Origin of the sequence: Streptomyces sp. NPDC005722, assembly GCF_040630935.1 — a bacterium.
Lineage (GTDB): Bacteria > Actinomycetota > Actinomycetes > Streptomycetales > Streptomycetaceae > Actinacidiphila.
Map to the genome: position 1 here is coordinate 1 of NZ_JBEXYN010000028.1, position 16524 is coordinate 16524.

The 16524-nt window shown below is 72.9% G+C and carries 15 protein-coding genes; 7 read left to right on the forward strand and 8 right to left on the reverse strand.

What is annotated here, in order from left to right:
* Nucleotides 1-123: 123 nt before the first annotated feature.
* Nucleotides 124-1227, reverse strand: a complete 1104-nt coding sequence (locus tag ABZ479_RS27505) for a hypothetical protein (protein ID WP_500464046.1) — start codon at nucleotides 1225-1227, stop codon at nucleotides 124-126.
* Nucleotides 1228-1729: 502 nt separating this feature from the next.
* Between ABZ479_RS27505 and ABZ479_RS27510 the strand changes: the two genes are divergently transcribed.
* Nucleotides 1730-3940, forward strand: coding sequence for a HelD family protein (locus ABZ479_RS27510; protein ID WP_500464145.1), 2211 nt, complete (start codon nucleotides 1730-1732; stop codon nucleotides 3938-3940).
* Nucleotides 3941-4154: 214 nt separating this feature from the next.
* Nucleotides 4155-4538, forward strand: a complete 384-nt coding sequence (locus tag ABZ479_RS27515) for a VOC family protein (protein ID WP_500464047.1) — start codon at nucleotides 4155-4157, stop codon at nucleotides 4536-4538.
* A gap of 39 nt (nucleotides 4539-4577) precedes the next feature.
* On the opposite strand, the gene ABZ479_RS27520 is transcribed toward ABZ479_RS27515, so the two are convergent.
* Together ABZ479_RS27520 and ABZ479_RS27525 are read right to left on the reverse strand one after the other, a co-directional pair.
* Nucleotides 4578-5231: an aggregation-promoting factor C-terminal-like domain-containing protein gene (locus ABZ479_RS27520; protein ID WP_500464049.1), complete on the reverse strand. Its 654-nt coding sequence runs from the start codon at nucleotides 5229-5231 to the stop codon at nucleotides 4578-4580.
* Nucleotides 5232-5503: 272 nt separating this feature from the next.
* Nucleotides 5504-6997 (reverse strand): SulP family inorganic anion transporter, encoded by a 1494-nt coding sequence (locus ABZ479_RS27525; RefSeq protein ID WP_500464050.1) that lies wholly within the window; start codon nucleotides 6995-6997, stop codon nucleotides 5504-5506.
* 341 nt (nucleotides 6998-7338) lie between these two features.
* Here ABZ479_RS27525 and ABZ479_RS27530 point away from each other — a divergent pair, with 341 nt between their 5' ends.
* Together ABZ479_RS27530 and ABZ479_RS27535 are read left to right on the forward strand one after the other, a co-directional pair.
* Nucleotides 7339-7743: a MerR family transcriptional regulator gene (locus tag ABZ479_RS27530; RefSeq protein WP_500464051.1), complete on the forward strand. Its 405-nt coding sequence runs from the start codon at nucleotides 7339-7341 to the stop codon at nucleotides 7741-7743.
* A gap of 137 nt (nucleotides 7744-7880) precedes the next feature.
* Nucleotides 7881-8570, forward strand: a complete 690-nt coding sequence (locus tag ABZ479_RS27535) for a TIGR04222 domain-containing membrane protein (protein ID WP_500464052.1) — start codon at nucleotides 7881-7883, stop codon at nucleotides 8568-8570.
* 79 nt (nucleotides 8571-8649) lie between these two features.
* Here the strand turns inward: ABZ479_RS27535 and ABZ479_RS27540 are convergent, their stop codons facing one another.
* Nucleotides 8650-10239: a hypothetical protein gene (locus tag ABZ479_RS27540; protein ID WP_500464053.1), complete on the reverse strand. Its 1590-nt coding sequence runs from the start codon at nucleotides 10237-10239 to the stop codon at nucleotides 8650-8652.
* A gap of 196 nt (nucleotides 10240-10435) precedes the next feature.
* On the reverse strand, nucleotides 10436-10861 hold the full coding sequence (locus tag ABZ479_RS27545) for a hypothetical protein (RefSeq protein WP_500464054.1): 426 nt from the start codon (nucleotides 10859-10861) through the stop codon (nucleotides 10436-10438).
* A gap of 114 nt (nucleotides 10862-10975) precedes the next feature.
* On the opposite strand from ABZ479_RS27545, the gene ABZ479_RS27550 reads away from it, so the two are divergent.
* On the forward strand, nucleotides 10976-11524 hold the full coding sequence (locus ABZ479_RS27550) for a CGNR zinc finger domain-containing protein (RefSeq protein ID WP_500464055.1): 549 nt from the start codon (nucleotides 10976-10978) through the stop codon (nucleotides 11522-11524).
* A 47-nt stretch (nucleotides 11525-11571) separates the two neighbouring features.
* Here ABZ479_RS27550 and ABZ479_RS27555 read toward each other — a convergent pair whose 3' ends face one another.
* Nucleotides 11572-12621, reverse strand: a complete 1050-nt coding sequence (locus tag ABZ479_RS27555; RefSeq protein ID WP_500464056.1) for an NAD(P)-dependent alcohol dehydrogenase — start codon at nucleotides 12619-12621, stop codon at nucleotides 11572-11574.
* Between the two features lie 198 nt (nucleotides 12622-12819).
* Between ABZ479_RS27555 and ABZ479_RS27560 the strand changes: the two genes are divergently transcribed.
* The gene (locus ABZ479_RS27560) at nucleotides 12820-13449 is read left to right on the forward strand and encodes a TetR/AcrR family transcriptional regulator (RefSeq protein ID WP_500464057.1); all 630 of its coding nucleotides are present in this window, start codon (nucleotides 12820-12822) and stop codon (nucleotides 13447-13449) included.
* 118 nt (nucleotides 13450-13567) lie between these two features.
* On the opposite strand, the gene ABZ479_RS27565 is transcribed toward ABZ479_RS27560, so the two are convergent.
* Nucleotides 13568-14611, reverse strand: coding sequence for an NAD(P)-dependent alcohol dehydrogenase (locus ABZ479_RS27565; protein ID WP_500464058.1), 1044 nt, complete (start codon nucleotides 14609-14611; stop codon nucleotides 13568-13570).
* Nucleotides 14612-14802: 191 nt separating this feature from the next.
* Here ABZ479_RS27565 and ABZ479_RS27570 point away from each other — a divergent pair, with 191 nt between their 5' ends.
* Nucleotides 14803-15699, forward strand: a complete 897-nt coding sequence (locus ABZ479_RS27570) for a helix-turn-helix domain-containing protein (protein ID WP_500464059.1) — start codon at nucleotides 14803-14805, stop codon at nucleotides 15697-15699.
* 79 nt (nucleotides 15700-15778) lie between these two features.
* Here the strand turns inward: ABZ479_RS27570 and ABZ479_RS27575 are convergent, their stop codons facing one another.
* On the reverse strand, nucleotides 15779-16468 hold the full coding sequence (locus ABZ479_RS27575; protein ID WP_500464060.1) for a DUF4232 domain-containing protein: 690 nt from the start codon (nucleotides 16466-16468) through the stop codon (nucleotides 15779-15781).
* Nucleotides 16469-16524: the final 56 nt, after the last annotated feature.

A 16524-nucleotide genomic window follows, 5' to 3' on the forward strand; every position in this document is an offset into this window, starting at 1 on the left:
CACCGCCTGGCCCCCGGCGACTGCCTCCGCTACCACCTCTGGGGCGCCTCCCGCTTCCGCCATGGGCGCCCGCGGAGCCGGTGCACGTCCACGACACAGGCCGCACGCCGGCCGGAGAGGCCGTCAGACGCCCTTCGTCGCGTGGCGCTCGGCGACCCGCAGGACGGCGGCCGCCGCCACTCCCGCCGTCAGGCCGAAGGTCAGCGCGGCCGGTATCCCGACGACCAGGCCGGCGGAGAGGAACAGCGGCGGCCACTGCAGGCCGGACCCGTCCAACGCCAGCCGCAGCAACTGCGAGGCGACCAGCCCGAGGACGGTCGCGCAGACCGCGCCCAGTGCCATCGCCGGGAACGTGGCGCGCGTGAGCAGCACGGGCAGTCGTCGCAGCAGCCACCACACGACGACGAGCAGCAGCACGTCGGCGGCGCGCGCCAGGAGCCAGTCGGCCGACATGCCGCCCACCGGGGCCGTCCACGCGCCGAGGAGCAGCCACTGGCGCAGCAGCTCACCCGGCTCGGACAGCAGCCCGATGCCCGGGGAGTACGTCTGGATGGCGGCGGCGACCGACTGGTACGACAGCACCACCAGGGACACCGCGATCACCGCCGTCCCCACGGTCGCGGCCAGGCGGCCCGTACGCGCCGGGACGACCGCCTGGGGGAGGGGGCCCGCGTCCTCGGCGGTGACACGCGCCACGAGCACGGTGACCGCCGCCGCGAACAGCGAGGCCACCGCGGTGGCCTCCCGCCCCGTGGTGATCAGCGACGCCAGCTGGGGCAGGACGCGGTAACTGCCGTGCCCGTACGACGCGATCAGCCACGGTGCCGAGACGGTCACCGCCAGTGTTCCGGCCACCATGCCCCACGCCCACACCGCGAGCAGAGCAGCGGTCCGTCGACCGTGCACCGGGGGCAGCCTGCGCAGCAGGAGCAGTGCGCCGGGCACGAAGAAGGCGAAGACCGCGGCGAACCGGATCTGCAGCCCGGTCCGGTAGAGCGTGAGGTAGTCGGCGCCTCCGGTCGCCGTGACGCCCGTCAGGTCCCGGCCCGGCGGGTCGTACGCCCAGGGGGTCAGCCAGACCTGGAGTTCCGCGGCGGCCCGGCCGCCGAGCACGTCGACGGCGCCGGGCAGGTTCAGCGCGTGCGCGCTCGCCCCGGCCCACCACAACAGCGCCGTGAGCAGCAATCCCCCGGTCACGACCGGTATCGCCGCGCGCCGGTGTGTCATCTCCCGTCCCCCCGCTCGATCGTTCGTTCAGCGGGCGTTGATCATAGGGGCACCCGGCCCCGGCCTTCCGGGCGGGTGGGCCGGCACTCCCGCGAACGCCGGCCCCCTGATGTCCCGCCGAGGGGCGTGCCGGCGCGACATCTGCCGGGCCGTGCCGCCGTCCATCGGGTGCGCCGAAAGCCGGGACCGGAAAGCGCGGTAAGAGCGGAAAGGACCGGCCGGCCGGACGCCCCCCTTTCTCTTCCCTTTCCTTTCCGCCGCCCGCGCCTGCTCGCCGTGGCTGCCCGGACGCGGCACCCGGGCAGCCCCGCGATCCCCGCGGCGCCGCAAGCGCCGCACCGCCCCGGGGACGCAGAAATCCCCGTACCGCAATTGCGGTACGGGGATTTCCTCACGTATATTGAGTGTTTCTGTGCGCGCACAGAAAAGGCCCCTCAACGGGGGCCAACAGGAACAGCATAACCGACAGGGAGCGAATGTGTCAACTCGCGAAAGCGTCGAACTGCAGAAGGAGCAGGAATTCATCGACCGGCTCTACGAGCGGGTCGACACGCTGCGCGGGGTCGCCGCCCAGCGCGTGGACGACGCACTGTCCCCGGTGGGCAACGGCATGCAGGCCCGTCTCGAGCGCGACGTCCTCGTCGCCGAGCGGTCCGGGCTGCTGGCGGCCCTCAACGCGGTCGACGGCTCGCTGTGCTTCGGCCGGATCGACCTCACCGACGGCGCCGCGCACCACATCGGCCGCATCGGGATCCGGGAGGACGACACCGACCACACCCCCCTCCTGATCGACTGGCGCGCACCGGTCGCCCGGCCGTTCTACGTCGCCACCGGCCACACGCCCATGGGCCTGCGCCGGCGCCGGCACATCACCACCGAGGGCCGCCGGGTCACCGAGCTGCACGACGAGGTCCTCGACCTCGAGGACGGCGACCGCACCGGCTTCGAGGACCGCACGGGCGACGCCGTGCTGCTCGCCGCCCTCAACTCAGCCCGGACCGGCCGCATGGCCGACATCGTGCGGACCATCCAGGCCGACCAGGACCGCATCATCCGCGCCCCGCACCGCGGCGTCCTCGTCGTCGAGGGCGGTCCCGGCACCGGAAAGACCGCGGTCGCCCTGCACCGGGCGGCCTTCCTGCTGTACGAGCAGCGCGAGCTGCTGGCCAAGCGCGCGGTCCTCATCGTCGGCCCCAACCCGGCCTTCCTGAGCTACATCGGCGAGGTGCTGCCCGCCCTCGGCGAGACCGGCGTCATGCTCGCCACGCAGGCCGAGCTGTTCCCGGGCGTCCACGCCCGGGGCAGCGACAGCCCGCGCGCGGCGGCCGTCAAGGGCGCCGCGGACATGGCGGAGGCGCTGGCGCTGGCCGTACGCGACCGCCAGGCGCTGCCCGAGCCCGGCGCGCCGGTGGTCATCCCACACGACGACGGCGAACTCGTCCTGGACTGGGAGATCGCCTACCAGGCCCGGGACGCCGCCCGCCAGACGCGCCTGCCGCACAACCTGGCCCGGCCGTACTTCGCGTTCCACGTCATCGACGCCCTCACCGCACAACTCGCCGACCGCATCGGCGCGGACCCCTACGGAGGCCCCAACTTCCTCGGCCCGGACGACATCGCGCAGCTCGGCAAGGGCGTCGCTTCCAGCGCGGAGGTGCGGGCGGCCGTCGCGGAGCTGTGGCCGATGCTCACCCCGCAGGACTTCCTCGCCGACTACCTGGCCGCGCCGGTGTACCTGCCGAACGCGGACGCCGAGGCGATCCGCCGCGTCCCGGGCGAGGGCGAGTGGACCCCGGCCGACGTGCCGCTCCTGGACGAGGCGGCCGAACTGCTCGGCGTCGACGACAGCGCCGCGCGGGCCGCCGCCGAGGCCGAGCGACAGGAGCAGATCGCCTACGCGCAGGGCGTCCTGGAGGTGTCCAGGGGCTCGGAGTCCTTCGAGTTCGAGGACGCGGAGTCCGAGGTCCTGGCCGCCCACGACATCATCGACGCCGAGCGGATGGCTGACCGGCAGGAGGAGGCCGACCACCGCAGCGCGGCCGAGCGGGCCGCCGCCGACCGGACCTGGGCGTTCGGGCACATCATCGTCGACGAGGCGCAGGAGTTGTCGCCGATGGCGTGGCGCCTGCTGATGCGCCGTTCGCCGACCCGTTCGCTGACCCTGGTCGGCGATCCGGCGCAGACCTCCGAGGAGGCGGGCGTCGGATCGTGGGAGAAGATCCTCGAGCCGTACGTCGGCGACCGCTTCGAGCACGTGCGGCTGGGCGTCAACTACCGTACGCCCGCGGAGATCATGGATCTGGCCGCGCAAGTGGTACGCGTCGAGGACCCCGCCTTCGAGCCGCCCCGGTCGGTGCGCTCCACCGGCGAGAAGCCGTGGACGCGGCACGCCGGCGCGGACCTGGCGGGCGCGGTGGCGCTGGCCGTCGCGGAGCTGACCCCGGCGCGGGGGCGCCTCGCGGTGATCGCGCCGCGCGCGCTGCACGAGGAGATCGCCGCCCCGCTCGACGGCATCACGCCCGGCGCCGAGCCCGACCTCACGCGGCCCGTGGTGCTGCTCGGCCCCCGCGAGGCCAAGGGGCTCGAGTTCGACCACGTCCTCGTCGTGGAACCGGCCCGCTTCGGGACCAGCGACCTGTACGTGGCCCTGACCCGCGCCACCCAGCGCCTGGGCATCGTCCACCGCGAGGCCCTGCCCGAGTCGCTGCGCTGACCCCCGGGACGCCCCCGGCCCGCGCCGGGGGCCTCCGGAGCGTCCCCGTGCTCCCCGTACGGTGCGGTGGCGTCGCACCCGGTACGTGGACCCCGATCCCCCCGGCCTCGGCGCCGTGGGCGGGCCGAACTCCCGTACGAGGCGCGCCCGGAGGAACCAGATCCGGTGCCTCCGGGCGGGTGCCCGTGTGCGGGGGTCCCGGATAGGCTCAGGCATGCGATCTCGAACGGGCGGCATGTGGTGGGGGACGACGGTCGAGGCGCCGGACCCCGGCGGTCTGGCGCGGTTCTACGCGGAGCTCCTCGACTGGCACATCGGGCACGAAGAACCGGGCACGGCCATCGTGGCCGCCTCGCCGCAGGGACCGTTCCTCGTGTTCCAGCAGGCGGAGGGCTACCGGGCCCCGGTGTGGCCGCCGGCCGACGGCGAGCAGCGGCCGATGATGCACTTCGACTTCCAGGTCGGCGACCTGGACTCTGCGGTCGCCGAGGCGGTCGCCCTGGGCGCCACCGTCGCGGAGTTCCAGCCGCAGGAGCACGTCAGGGTGCTCCTCGACCCGGCCGGCCACCCCTTCTGCCTGTGCCGCGACGACGCGTAGACCGGGCGACGACCGCCCCGCCGTCGCCCGGAGGGTACGTCAGTACCAGCTGTTGTTCTGCCAGAACGACCAGGCGCCGCAGGGGCTGCCGTAGCGGCTGTTCATGTACTTCAGGCCCCACTTGACCTGCGTTCCGGGGTTGGTGCGCCAGTCGGCGCCCGCGGAGGCCATCTTCGAGCCGGGCAGGGCCTGGACGAGGCCGTAGGCGCCGGAGGAGGAGTTCGTCGCGGTGTAGTCCCAGCCGCTCTCGTGGCCGACGATGTTGGAGAAGCACTGGTACTGCGACGCGTCGCCGATGATGGCCTGCGCCATCGCCTGGACCTCGGCGACGGTGTACGAGGCCTTCACCACGAGTGCGGCCTTGGCGGCCGCCTTGGCCTTGCGGTCGGCCTCGGCCTTCGCCGCCGCGGCCTTGCGGGCGGTGGCGTCCTTGGCGGCCTGCTTGCGGGCGGCCTGCTCCGCGGCCTGCCGGGTGCCGACGTCCGCGGCGTCGGACTGCGCCTGCACCTGCTGCGTCAGCGAGGCCTGCTGGACCCGCTGGCCGGCGGGTATGTCCGCGAGGACGGTGGAGTCGCTGGCGGCGACGGGCTGCACGCTCGCCTGGCTGCTCGACGCGACACCGACGACGGCGCCCACTGAGGTGACCGCCGTGGCCGAAGCCACCGCGATCCCCCGGACCGAGATCCGGCTCACACGGTTTCCTTCCAGCGTGGCCCGTTCGGTGGACTCCCGGACACGATCGTGCCCCCGCCGCCGACTCCGGTGCCGCGCAACGGTGTTCGCGCGTACGTACGGGTTGCCGAGGGCAGGGCCTGACTGGAGCGACAGCCTGCCGTAGGGGGACGCCCCAAGGCAATTCCCCTGGCACATTTCCTTACACGCGCATCATCGGCACCGGCGCCCTCCCCCGTACCGGCCGCCACGACCTGCCGCCCGCAGCGGCGCTCAGCGGCCTTCAGTGGCGTTCAGTGGCCGGCGAGTTCGCCGGTGAGCCTGCCGTGGAGCGCGGCGCTGGGCCGGTCGAGGCCGACGATCTCGACCTTCTTGCCGCGCTGGGCGTACTTCGTCTCGACCGCGTCGAGCGCGGCGACGGAGGACGCGTCCCAGATGTGCGCGGCGGACAGGTCGACGACGACCCTGTCCGGGTCGGTGGCGTAGTGGAAGCGGCCCACCAGGTCGTTGGAGGAGGCGAAGAAGAGCTCACCCGTCACGGAGTAGACGACGCTCGTGCCGTCGGGGTCGACGACGGCGGTGACGTCCGCGAGGTGGGCGACCCGCCGGGCGAAGACGACCATGGCGGTCAGGGAACCGACGACCACGCCGATGGCCAGGTTGGAGGTGGCGACCACCACCACGACGGTGACGGCCATGACGCCGATCTCCCCGGCCGGCATCCGGCGCAGCGTCCTCGGCGCGACGGAGTGCCAGTCGAACGTCGCGAAGGAGACCATCACCATCACCGCGACCAGGGCGGCCATGGGGATGTCGGAGACGACCGGGCCGAAGACGATGCACAGCACCATCAGGAACGCGCCGGCGAGGAAGGTGGACAGCCGGGTGCGGGCGCCGGAGACCTTCACGTTGATCATCGTCTGGCCGATCATGGCGCAGCCGCCCATGCCGCCGAAGAGGCCCGTGACGATGTTGGCGATGCCCTGCCCGATGGACTCGCGGGTCTTGGAGGAGCGGGTGTCGGTGATGTCGTCGACGAGCTTGGCCGTCATCAAGGACTCCATCAGTCCGACCAGCGCCATCGCCAGCGCGTAGGGGGCGATGGTGGTGAGGGTGTCCACGGTGAACGGCACGTCGGGCAGGCCGGGCACCGGCAGCGAGGACGGCAGGGCGCCCTTGTCGCCCACGGTCGGCACCGCGATGCCGGCGGCGACCGTGACGACGGTCAGGGTCACGATGGACACCAGTGGGGCCGGGACCACCTTGGTGACCTTGGGGAAGAACACCATGAGCGCCAGGCCCGCGGCGATGAGCGGGTAGACCGCCCAGGGCACGTCGTGCATCTCCGGGACCTGGGCCAGGAAGATCAGGACGGCGAGGGCGTTGACGAAGCCGACCATCACCGAGCGCGGCACGAACCGCATGAGCCTGGCCACGCCGAGCGCTCCCAGGACGATCTGGAACACGCCGGCGAGGATGACGGCGGCGACGAGGTAGCCGAGCCCGTGCTCGCGGTTGAGGGGACCGATGACCAGGGCCACGGCCCCGGTCGCGGCCGAGATCATGGCGCGGCGTCCCCCGACGACGGAGATGGTCACCGCCATGGTGAAGGAGGCGAACAGGCCGATCGCGGGGTCGACCCCGGCGATGACCGAGAACGAGATGGCCTCGGGGATCAGCGCGAGGGCGACCACCAGACCGGCCAGCACCTCGGTGCGCCACACCTTCGGATCGGTGAGCCAGTCGGGGCGCGGGGCGCGACGCAGCAGTGCAGTGGGAGAGGACAAGGGAACGGGTACCTGTCGTGCTCGGGCACGCCCCCGTGGACGGCGGGGGAGCGCGGGAAGGGCGCGGACAACGGGACGGCACTCCCGGGCGGCCGGGTCGCCGGACGGGCGGCACGTGGGGCACGGCCCGACACGCGTCACCGGACCGTCAGGGCGGGCAGGCGGCGGCGCCCGTGACCATGGACGCGGCCACGTGGGTCTCCCGCACGGTTCGAGGTCTCCGCCGGGGGCGTCGTCGGCCCCGGCTCGGCAGTGCGCGGACCCACCGGGTCCGCGCCACGCAACTCTACCCTGACGTTAGGGTAGGGATCGGCGGGCACGGGAAGGGCGGGGCGACGGTCGTGGACGGCGGGCACATGCAGATCGGTGAGGTCGCGGCGCGGACCGGGCTGTCCCTGCGCACCATCCGGCACTACGAGGAGACAGGTCTGGTCACGCCCTCCGCCCGCTCCCAGGGCGGCTTCCGGCTCTACACCGAGACCGACGTCGCGCGGCTGATGGTGATCCGCCGCATGAAGCCGCTCGGCTTCACCCTGGACCAGATGCGCGACCTGCTCGACGCCGTCGACCGCCTCGACGCAGCCGACCCGCCCGGTGGTGCCGAGCGCGAGACGCTGCTGGAGCGCGTCCGTGCCTACGAGCGGGAGGCGGCGGGCAAGATCGAGGAACTGCGTGTGCAGTTGTCCCGCGCCGAGGACTTCGCCGCCACGCTCCGTGCCCGTCTGTCCGGACCCGGTCGGCCCTGAGCGGGGCGGGCGCGCCTACACCAGCGGCCGTACGCCCGCTACGGCACCCTCAAATCCCCCTCTGAACCCGGCTCGCGGAGGCTTCGACCACCCCCGGCGGCGGGCACGTACCCGGCAGAGGCACGGGGGGAGAGGCCATGGACGAGGCGACGGTGGTCCGGCTGGAACCGCACGAGATCGCGATGCTGCGCGGAGGCCCCAGAGCCGCCGTGACGGTCGCCGTGGTGGCGCTGCACCTGCGCGGCGCCGTCGAGTCCGGACGGCCGGGCACCCTGCGCCGGGAGCCCTCCCCGGAGCAGGCCGACCCGCCGCCGCACCGCCATCCGCTGGAGAAGGCGGTACGCGTGGGGCTGTACCGGCCGGCGGGCATCAGGGAACTGCTCGGCCGCGCGGTCGTGCGGAGGGCGCTGTCGCGGATGCGGGCCGAGCTGGCCGGGGCGGGGCTGCTGCGGCTGGTGCGCGCGAGCCCGACCCGGGCCGCCCGCCGGTACGTCGCCGAACTGCGGCGGAACACGCCGGTGCCCGCGGACCGTGCGGGGCTCGCGGAGGCCGACGTCCTGCTCGCCGTCGCGCTCCACGGTGACCCGGCGCTGACCGCGCTCGTCCCGGCGTTCACCGCCGAGGCCGGGCTGATCGGCCGGGGAGCGGTCGCGGACGAGGGCCTGTTCCCGTTCGGCCGGCACGAGTTCCTGCGCTGGCGCGCCGACGACGGGGGCGCGGGCTGGGACGGCACCGACGGCGGCGCTCACGGAGGTGACAGCGGCCACTCCGGCGGACACTCCGGCGGGGGCTTCGGCTGCGGTGGTGGGGGCGGGGGTTCGGACTGACGCCGGCGACGGCGGGCGGGACCCGGCAGGCTTCCCTGCCGGGAGACCTGCCGGGAGCCCCGCCGGGTCCCGTCCCGGATCAGAAGCCGAAGGCGGACTTCGTCGTGTAGGCGCACTCGGTGTAGATGTAGCCGGACTTGAGCCTGGCCGTGTCGGACGCGGGGCTCGATCCGTCCGACGAGGTCGACTTGTGCAGGAAGTACGTGGTGCCCACGGGCAGCCGGATGGTGCGCTGGGGGTAGTTCCTGCTGCTGTCCTGGCAGGGCCTGGACCCCCCGAACGAGGGGGTGAGGAGGTCGTACGAGGTGCAGCCCCGGCAGGCCTTGAGGGTGATGCTGCCGGTCACCGGTCCGGTGTAGAGCACCGTGATCGGGTTGGGGCTGTCGTTCTTGATCGTGACCGAGATGCTGCCGCCGGAGGCCAGCGTGGGCAGCCGCTTGCCCGCCGCCGGGATCGCGTCCGCGACCTCCGCCGCGATGGCGAACTTCTTGGCCAGCGTGCGGTTCCCGGCGCTCTTGTTCTTGGCGACGAACGTGTTCATCGTCTCCCGCGCCTCGTCGAAGTCGCCCTCCTTGTACTGGTCGACGCCGCAGGAGTACACGCCGGAGTCGGCGCTCCTCCCGGCCCGGGCGGCGGAGGCGGCGACCGCGTCACCGATGTCCCCGCCGCCCGTGTTCAGGCCCCCGGCCTGGGTGCCCAGGGCGCGCAGCCGCTCGACGGCGGCGCAGGGGTCGGAGCCGCCGACGTCCTTCGCGGCCTTGTCCACGGCCGAGTCGACGGCCGGTGCGACCTTCGCGGCCTGCTCCGAGTCGGGGAAGCTGCGGACGAGTTCGCCGAGGTTCCCCGTCCAGTCGGAGTCCTGGTTGTCCAGCCGCTGCGCGCCGCACTCGTAGAGCGAGGTGGCCAGGCGGTCGTCGGGCCACGTGGCGAGCGTGCTGAGCGGCTGCTTGCCGATGGTGCCCGGGACGGTGCGCAGGTACGTCAGCGCGGGGATCGCCGCGCAGAAGTCCTGCCGGTCGTAGGCGGCGCCGACGGTGGTGTAGTACGTCTTCAGGCGGTCGGGGACCCGCGCGGCGGCCCGGGAGTCCGGGTGGCCGGATCTGATGTCCCGGTACTCGCGCAGGGCCTTGCGGTAGTCGGACTCGGCCGTCTCGAAGGATCTGGCCCCGGCGGCCCGCACCAACTGGTCGGCCTGGTCGAGGCGGCCGAGGAGCGCCTGCTCCTTGGCCTCGTCGCGGGCCGTGTCGTACAGCACGGCACCGCCGGCCGGAACGGCCAGCAGCACCAGGCCGAGGGCGATCGCCAGGGGGGAGCCCGCGGGCCACACCAGACGGGTGCGCAGCCCGACCACGGCGCCGTGGACGGCCGCCGCCAGGAGGAGGACCAGGTAGCCGACGACCAGGCCGACGGGCACGCCGTCCGGGTCCGCGGGCAGTGCCACCAGCAGCAGGAGGCCGGTCGCGAACCAGCACACGACCATGGGCACCCAGCGCCGGGTCAGGGCGTAGCCGAGGCCGAGGCCGCTGAGGTTGAGCAGCCCGACCGCCGCCGCCCGCAGTCCGTCCGGCGGTGCGGGGGGCGGGCTGGAGGGCATGGGCGGGACGTATCCCGGCCCGTAACCGTAACCGTAGCCGTATCCGTATGTGGCGCCGTGCGGTTGCTCGGACATGGCGGCTCCCCCCGGTCAACACTGCCCGCATGCCTGCAACGTGACAGTGTACGGACGGTATCCGCTTCCCGACAGTGAGTTCGAGGGGCGGGATCGGCCGCGGGGCCGCGCTGCGGCCGGCCCGGACCCGGGGGCCGGTGGCCGAGGCCCGGGGGCCGGTCGGCGGCCGCTCGCCGACCGGCCGTGCGGCCGCGGGTCAGACGGCCTTGAAGGGCTGCCGGTAGGACTTGCGGAGCGACCCGGCCGCGAGGGGGAGCAGGCTCGCGAGCACCTTGCCCTTGAGCGTGCCGGGGGTGCGGGTGAGTTCGACGTCGACCCGGGTGCCCTGCCCCTCGGGGGTCATCCGGAAGACCCATCCGCCGCCGGGCCCGAACACCTTCGAGTCGTGCGTGGCGATGGTGACCCGGCCCTGCTCGGCGTCCCAGTCGTAGCGCGCCCGCTCCCACGCGGACGCCGTGCCCTCGGTCACCTCGGCCCAGGTGTCGCCGATCGCGTGGACGGTCAGGTGCCCGGCGTCGATGGTGGGCCAGTTCCGGGCCCGCGCGGGCCCGAAGTCGGTGAGCACGGCCAGCGCCTCGGACGGGCTGAGCGAGGAGGTCAGGTGAAAACGAACGACAGCCATTGCGGCGTCCCCCACATCAAGAAGTAACCGTTTCGAACGGTGACGACCGTCCCACGGGGATAAGTCACCTGTCAAGCAAGTGACGAAATGGAGGTCACCGGTTAGGATGGTGATGTGAAACATGCCTTTCCCTGTGGGACGCTCGCCCTCGACTTCCTGGGCACGCTGCGCGCGCGACGCAACGCGGTGCCCACGGAAATGCTCGCCACGCCCGGACTCCTCGACGCCTGGTTCACCGAGTCCGGGATGCTCGACCACGAGCCCGGCGCCGACGCCGCGGACCTCGCGGCCGCCGTGGAACTGCGGGAGTCGATCTACACCCTGGTCGAGGCCAGGCTCGACGGTGCCGCGCTGCCCGCCGGCGCCGTCGCCGCGGTCAACCGCCACGCCGCCCGCACTCCCGTCGTGCCGCAGCTCGCCGCCGACGGCACGAGCCGTTCCGGGTCCGCCGCACAGGGCCTCGCCGCCCTCGCCCGCGAGGCGGTCCGGATCATCGGCGACGAGGCGGCCCTGCTGCGCGAGTGCGCCCGCCCCGAGTGCACCCAGGTCTACCTGGACCGTTCCCGCGGCCGGCGCCGCGAATGGTGCGCAATGCGGACCTGCGGCAACCGCGTCAAGGCCGCCGCCTTCCGCGCCCGCCACCGCACCACGACGACGGCCTGACACGAGCCGGGGGCCGCCGCGCCGCGGCCCCCGGCTCGCGGGGGCTTTCAGCCCTGGAACTTCGCCACGTCGACGACGAAGCGGTAGCGGACCTGGGACTGGTGCAGTCGCTCGAAGGCCTCGTTGACGTCCTCCATCGCGATGGTCTCGATGCGGGCCGTGATCCCGTGCTCCGCGCAGAAGTCGAGCATCTCCTGCGTCTCGGGGATCCCGCCGGCCGCAGAGGCGGCGTAGGAGCGGCGGCCGGGGATCAGGGCCCAGTTGTTCATGGAGATGTCGTCGTCCGGGGCGCCGACGTTGATCAGGGTGCCGTCCAGCTTCAGCAGGCGCAGGTACCGGTCGAACTGGAGCGCGCCGGAGATCGTGCACAGGATCAGGTCGAAGGTGCCGGCCAGCCGGGCGAAGGTCTCGGGGTCCTCGGTGGCGAAGTAGTGGTCGGCGCCCAGCTCCAGGCCGTCGTCCTTCTTGCCCAGCGTGCGGGACAGGACGGTGACCTCGGCGCCCATGGCGTGCGCGAGCTGGACGGCGATGTGTCCCAGACCGCCCATGCCGAGGACGGCGACCTTCTTGCCGGGTCCGGCGTTCCAGTGGGCGAGGGGCGAGTAGGTGGTGATGCCGGCGCAGAGCAGGGGAGCCGCGGCGTCGAGGGGCAGCCTGTCGGGGATGCGCAGCACGTAGCGCTCGTCGACGACGATCTGACGGGAGTAGCCGCCGTGGGTGGTCTCGCCGTCCCGGTCCTTGGCGTTGTAGGTGGGCGTGCAGCCCTTCTCGCAGTACACCTCGAGGCCGGCCCGGCACGGCTCGCACTCCCCGCAGGAGTCGATGTACGTCCCGACGCCGACGCGGTCGCCGACGGCGAACCTCGTCACCTCCGGGCCCACCTCGGTGACCACGCCGGTGATCTCGTGCCCCGGGACCATCGGGTACAGCCCCGGGCCCCAGCCGTCGGAGGTCTGCACCAGGTCGGTGTGGCAGACGCCGGTGTAGTGGATGTCGATGCGGACGTCGGCGCCCCGTACGTCGCGGCGCGTGATGGTGAGCGGCTCCAGCTTGGCGCCGGCAAAAGGGGCGGCGAAGGCCGCGGTGGTGGTGGGCATGACGGTTCCTTCTGTGTGCTCCGGGTCAACGGCGAGGGTGCGACGGACGTCCCGAAGCCAATGTGTGAGACCTCTTACTTGGCTCAATGTAAGAAGGCTCTAGCAACAAGTCAAACGCCCTCGTGGGTGGACGATGTGCGCGACCGCCGCTCCGGTATGTAAGATGTCTCTTACATTGAGTGAGGAGCGGAGGGGGCCGTGCCGAAGCGGAGTACCTACCACCACGGCGACCTGAAGGCCGCGCTGGTCTCGACCGCACTGGAACTGATCGCCGAGCAGGGCATCGCCGCGCTGTCCGTGGCGGAAGTGGCGCGCCGGGCGGGCGTCAGCACCGCGGCGCCCTACCGGCACTTCGCCAGCAAGCAGGCCCTGCTGATCGCCTGCGCCATCGCCGCGGCGGGCACCCTCACCGCGCGCATGCTGCAAGCCCGGGAGGAACTCCCGCGCGACGAGCACGGGAGAACCGATCCGGTCGAGGCCACGGCCGTGTCCGCCGCCGCCTACACCCGTTTCGCGGCCGAGAACGGCTCGGGACTGGACCTGATCTTCGCCCCCGAACTGCAGGACGCCGGCGACGAGGGCCTGCTGCAGGCCGGCCGCGACGTCATGGACGCCCTGCTCCCGTCCGCTCTGGCCGTCACCGACGGCGACGCGCGCCGGGCCCTGGAACTGCTGGAGCGGCAGATCGCCGCCGCCCACGGCTACGCGACGCTCCTGCGCAGCGGCTTCCTCAGCCGCCGGCACCCGACGATCGACGACGTGGCCTCCCACGCGGCGGCCATCGCACGGAGCCTGGCCCGCGAGGCGCGACCGCCCGCCCGGGGCTGAGCGCCCCGGGCGGGCGCGGTCATCCGGGCGGGCGTGCCGTCGCGGTGAACGTCGGAGGAGGGCCCGGAGATGGGCGGAACCGGCCGGAGGACGGGGCTCCGGCCGGCTCGCGGGTGCCTCAGATGGTCGCCGTGTCGATCACGAAGCGGTAGCGCACGTCGCCGGCCTGGACGCGCTCGTACGCCTCGTTGATCCGATCCGCGGAGATCAGCTCGATCTCGGCGCCGAGGCCGTGCTCGGCGCAGAAGTCGAGCATCTCCTGGGTCTCGGCCATGCCGCCGATGTTGGAGCTGGTCATCACCCGGCGCCGGCCGTTCAGGGCCTTGAGGTCGAGGTGCACGGACTCCTCGGGGAGACCGACGTTGACCATCGCGCCGTCCGTGCGCAGCAGCGACACGTAGGCGGAGAAGTCCAGCCCCGCCGAGACGGTGTTCAGGACGATGTCGAAGGTGCCGGCCAGCTTCGCGAAGGTCTCCGGGTCGCCGGTGGCGTGGTAGTGGTCGGCGCCCAGGCGCAGACCGTCGTCCTTCTTGCGCAGGGACTGCGACAGGACGGTGACCTCGGCGCCGAGCGCGTGGGCGATCTTCACGCCCATGTGACCCAGGCCGCCCAGGCCGACGACGGCGACCTTCTTGCCGGGGCCGGCGTTCCAGTGCTTCAGCGGCGAGTACGTGGTGATGCCCGCGCACAGCAGCGGGGCCGCCACGTCCAGCGGCAGCGCGTCCGGGATGCGGACGACGAAGTGCCGGTCGACGACGATCTTCTCGGAGTAGCCGCCGTGGGTGGGCAGACCGTCCCTGCCGGTGCCGTTGTACGTCCAGGTCGGGCCACCGCCGGTGCAGAACTGCTCCAGGCCGTCCTTGCAGTTCGCGCACTCCCGGCAGGAGTCGACCATGCAGCCGACTCCGACGCGGTCGCCGACGGCGAACGTCGTCACGCCGGGGCCGACCTCGGAGACGACGCCGGCGATCTCGTGGCCGGGGACCATCGGGAAGAGGCCGGGGCGCCAGCCGTCATGGGCCTGGTGGATGTCGGAGTGGCAGATGCCGGCGAACTTGATGTCGATCAGGACGTCGTGCTCGCCGACCGTGCGCCGCTCGATGGCGGTCCGCTCCAGCGGCGCCTTGGGTGCGGGTGCGGCGTAGGCAGCAACAGTCGTCATGCAGGGGTTCTCCTCGTGATGTGCGGACCCGGTGCCCGATCGATCCCGGGCATGGTTGCCGAGTACATCCGAGCCTGCCCCAGGTCGGGCGGATCAGCGTTCACCCGCCTTTTCGTACGACCGCTGTGCCTACCACCGGCGGGGTCAGGCTGCGCTGCCTACGACCACGGGACGGCGCGGATACTGGAGGTATGGAACAGCGAGCCGAAGCCGTCGCCGCACGGCCCCTGAACCGCCGGGCCGAGCTGAGCGAGTTCCTGCGCAGCAGGCGGGCCCGGCTGAAGCCGGAGGACGTCGGACTGGCCGACGCCGGGCGGCACCGCAGGGTCCCCGGCCTGCGCCGTGAGGAGCTGGCCCAGCTCGCCGGGGTCTCCGTCGCGTACTACACGCGCCTGGAACAGGGCAACAGCCACAACGTCTCCACCGACGTGCTGGGCTCCATAGCCCGCGCCCTGCGCCTGACGGACGCCGAGTACGCGCACCTGACCCACCTGGCGAAGCCGAAGGCGCACAAGAAGAAGCCCGCGACGCGGCAGCCGCAGGCCCGGTCGGCGCTGTGGCAGCTCCTGGACTCGCTGGAGGGCGTCCCGGCCTACCTCGTCGGACGGCGCTCCGACATCCTCGCCTGGAACAGGGCGGCGGCCGCCCTCTTCGGTGACTGGTCGGAGCTGCCCGCGAGCGAGCGCAACTGGGCGCGGCTGGTGTTCCTCCGTCCCGAGTACCGCGATCTGTTCGCCGACTGGCAGCAGAAGGCGATCGACGTCGTGTGCGGGCTGCGCATGGACGCCGGGTGCTACCCCGACGACCCCCAGCTGTCCGCCCTTGTCGGTGAACTCTCCGTCAAGAGCGAGGAGTTCCGTCGCCTGTGGGCACTGCACAACGTCAAGGAGAAGAGCCACGGCGTCAAGCGCCTGCACCACCCGCTGGCCGGCGAGCTCCAGTTGAACTTCGAGCAGTTCCGGCTCGCGGACGACCCCGACGTGACCCTCGTGACCTTCCACGCCGAGCCTGGTTCGCCCTCCGCCGAGTCGCTGCGCCTGCTGGTCAGTTGGGGCACGGACGCCACGCACCGCGTGCCGTCGGTCTGAGCCGCGGCGACGAAGGGCACCCCACGGCGACAGGGCCCGGTCGGCCACGGGGCCCGGTAGCCCGGGCCCCTGCCCGGACTCAGCGGACGGGGTGGAGCGGGCCGACCGTCAGCCCGTGCGCCCCGCGGACAGCGCACTCCGAAGCCTTCCACGGCACGTCGATCTGCTCCCTCGACCCGGGCGGGAAAACACCCAGGAACGAGACGCTCGTCAGTCGGCACTCGCCGGCGGAAAGACCGGCCTGCCCGTTCAGCGCCTTCGCGTCCGCGACGGCCCGGGCGTCGGGAATCAGGGTGACCGTCGTGGCCGGCGTGCCGCTGGCACGGTCGGCAGGGGTGCCGATCTGGGCACCGTCACGGCCGCGGAAGGACACTCCGGGGAATCCCGTCAGGGAGCACGGCTCGGTTCCCGTGTTCCGGAAGGCCAGTTGGAAATGCGTGGTGCCGGCGGCGGAATCCTGGTCCTCCACGGAAACCCGCAACTGCCCGGCCGCGCACCGCTGCGCGCCACCGTCACGACCCGCCTCGGACTCCGCATCCTGACCGCCGGAACGATCGCGTGACACCTCGTCGGAGGACGGGTCCTGCCCGGCGGCCCGTTCTCGCGAGGCGGACGGGGACGTACTCGCCGACGAGGAATCCGGGGCGGCCGCCGCCGGAGAGTCCGCGCGGCCGGCGCCGGCCTCGTCACCGCCCTGACCGCACGCGGTCAGGGCGGCGAAAGCCAGGGTCAGGGCGGGTATGACACGGCAGGCGGTCGGGACCTTCATGAAAGACCTACTTTCCCATTCGTGGCGGGGCTCTTCCCCGTCACGACCACCACCCT

Coding starts and splice junctions, on each gene's coding strand:
- ABZ479_RS27505 (WP_500464046.1), bottom strand. CDS start 1,227: ATGACACACCGGCGCGCGGCGATACCGGTCGTGACCGGGGGATTGCTG.
- ABZ479_RS27515 (WP_500464047.1), top strand. CDS start 4,155: ATGCGATCTCGAACGGGCGGCATGTGGTGGGGGACGACGGTCGAGGCG.
- ABZ479_RS27535 (WP_500464052.1), top strand. CDS start 7,881: ATGGACGAGGCGACGGTGGTCCGGCTGGAACCGCACGAGATCGCGATG.
- ABZ479_RS27540 (WP_500464053.1), bottom strand. CDS start 10,239: ATGTCCGAGCAACCGCACGGCGCCACATACGGATACGGCTACGGTTAC.
- ABZ479_RS27545 (WP_500464054.1), bottom strand. CDS start 10,861: ATGGCTGTCGTTCGTTTTCACCTGACCTCCTCGCTCAGCCCGTCCGAG.
- ABZ479_RS27555 (WP_500464056.1), bottom strand. CDS start 12,621: ATGCCCACCACCACCGCGGCCTTCGCCGCCCCTTTTGCCGGCGCCAAG.
- ABZ479_RS27565 (WP_500464058.1), bottom strand. CDS start 14,611: ATGACGACTGTTGCTGCCTACGCCGCACCCGCACCCAAGGCGCCGCTG.
- ABZ479_RS27570 (WP_500464059.1), top strand. CDS start 14,803: ATGGAACAGCGAGCCGAAGCCGTCGCCGCACGGCCCCTGAACCGCCGG.
- ABZ479_RS27575 (WP_500464060.1), bottom strand. CDS start 16,468: ATGAAGGTCCCGACCGCCTGCCGTGTCATACCCGCCCTGACCCTGGCT.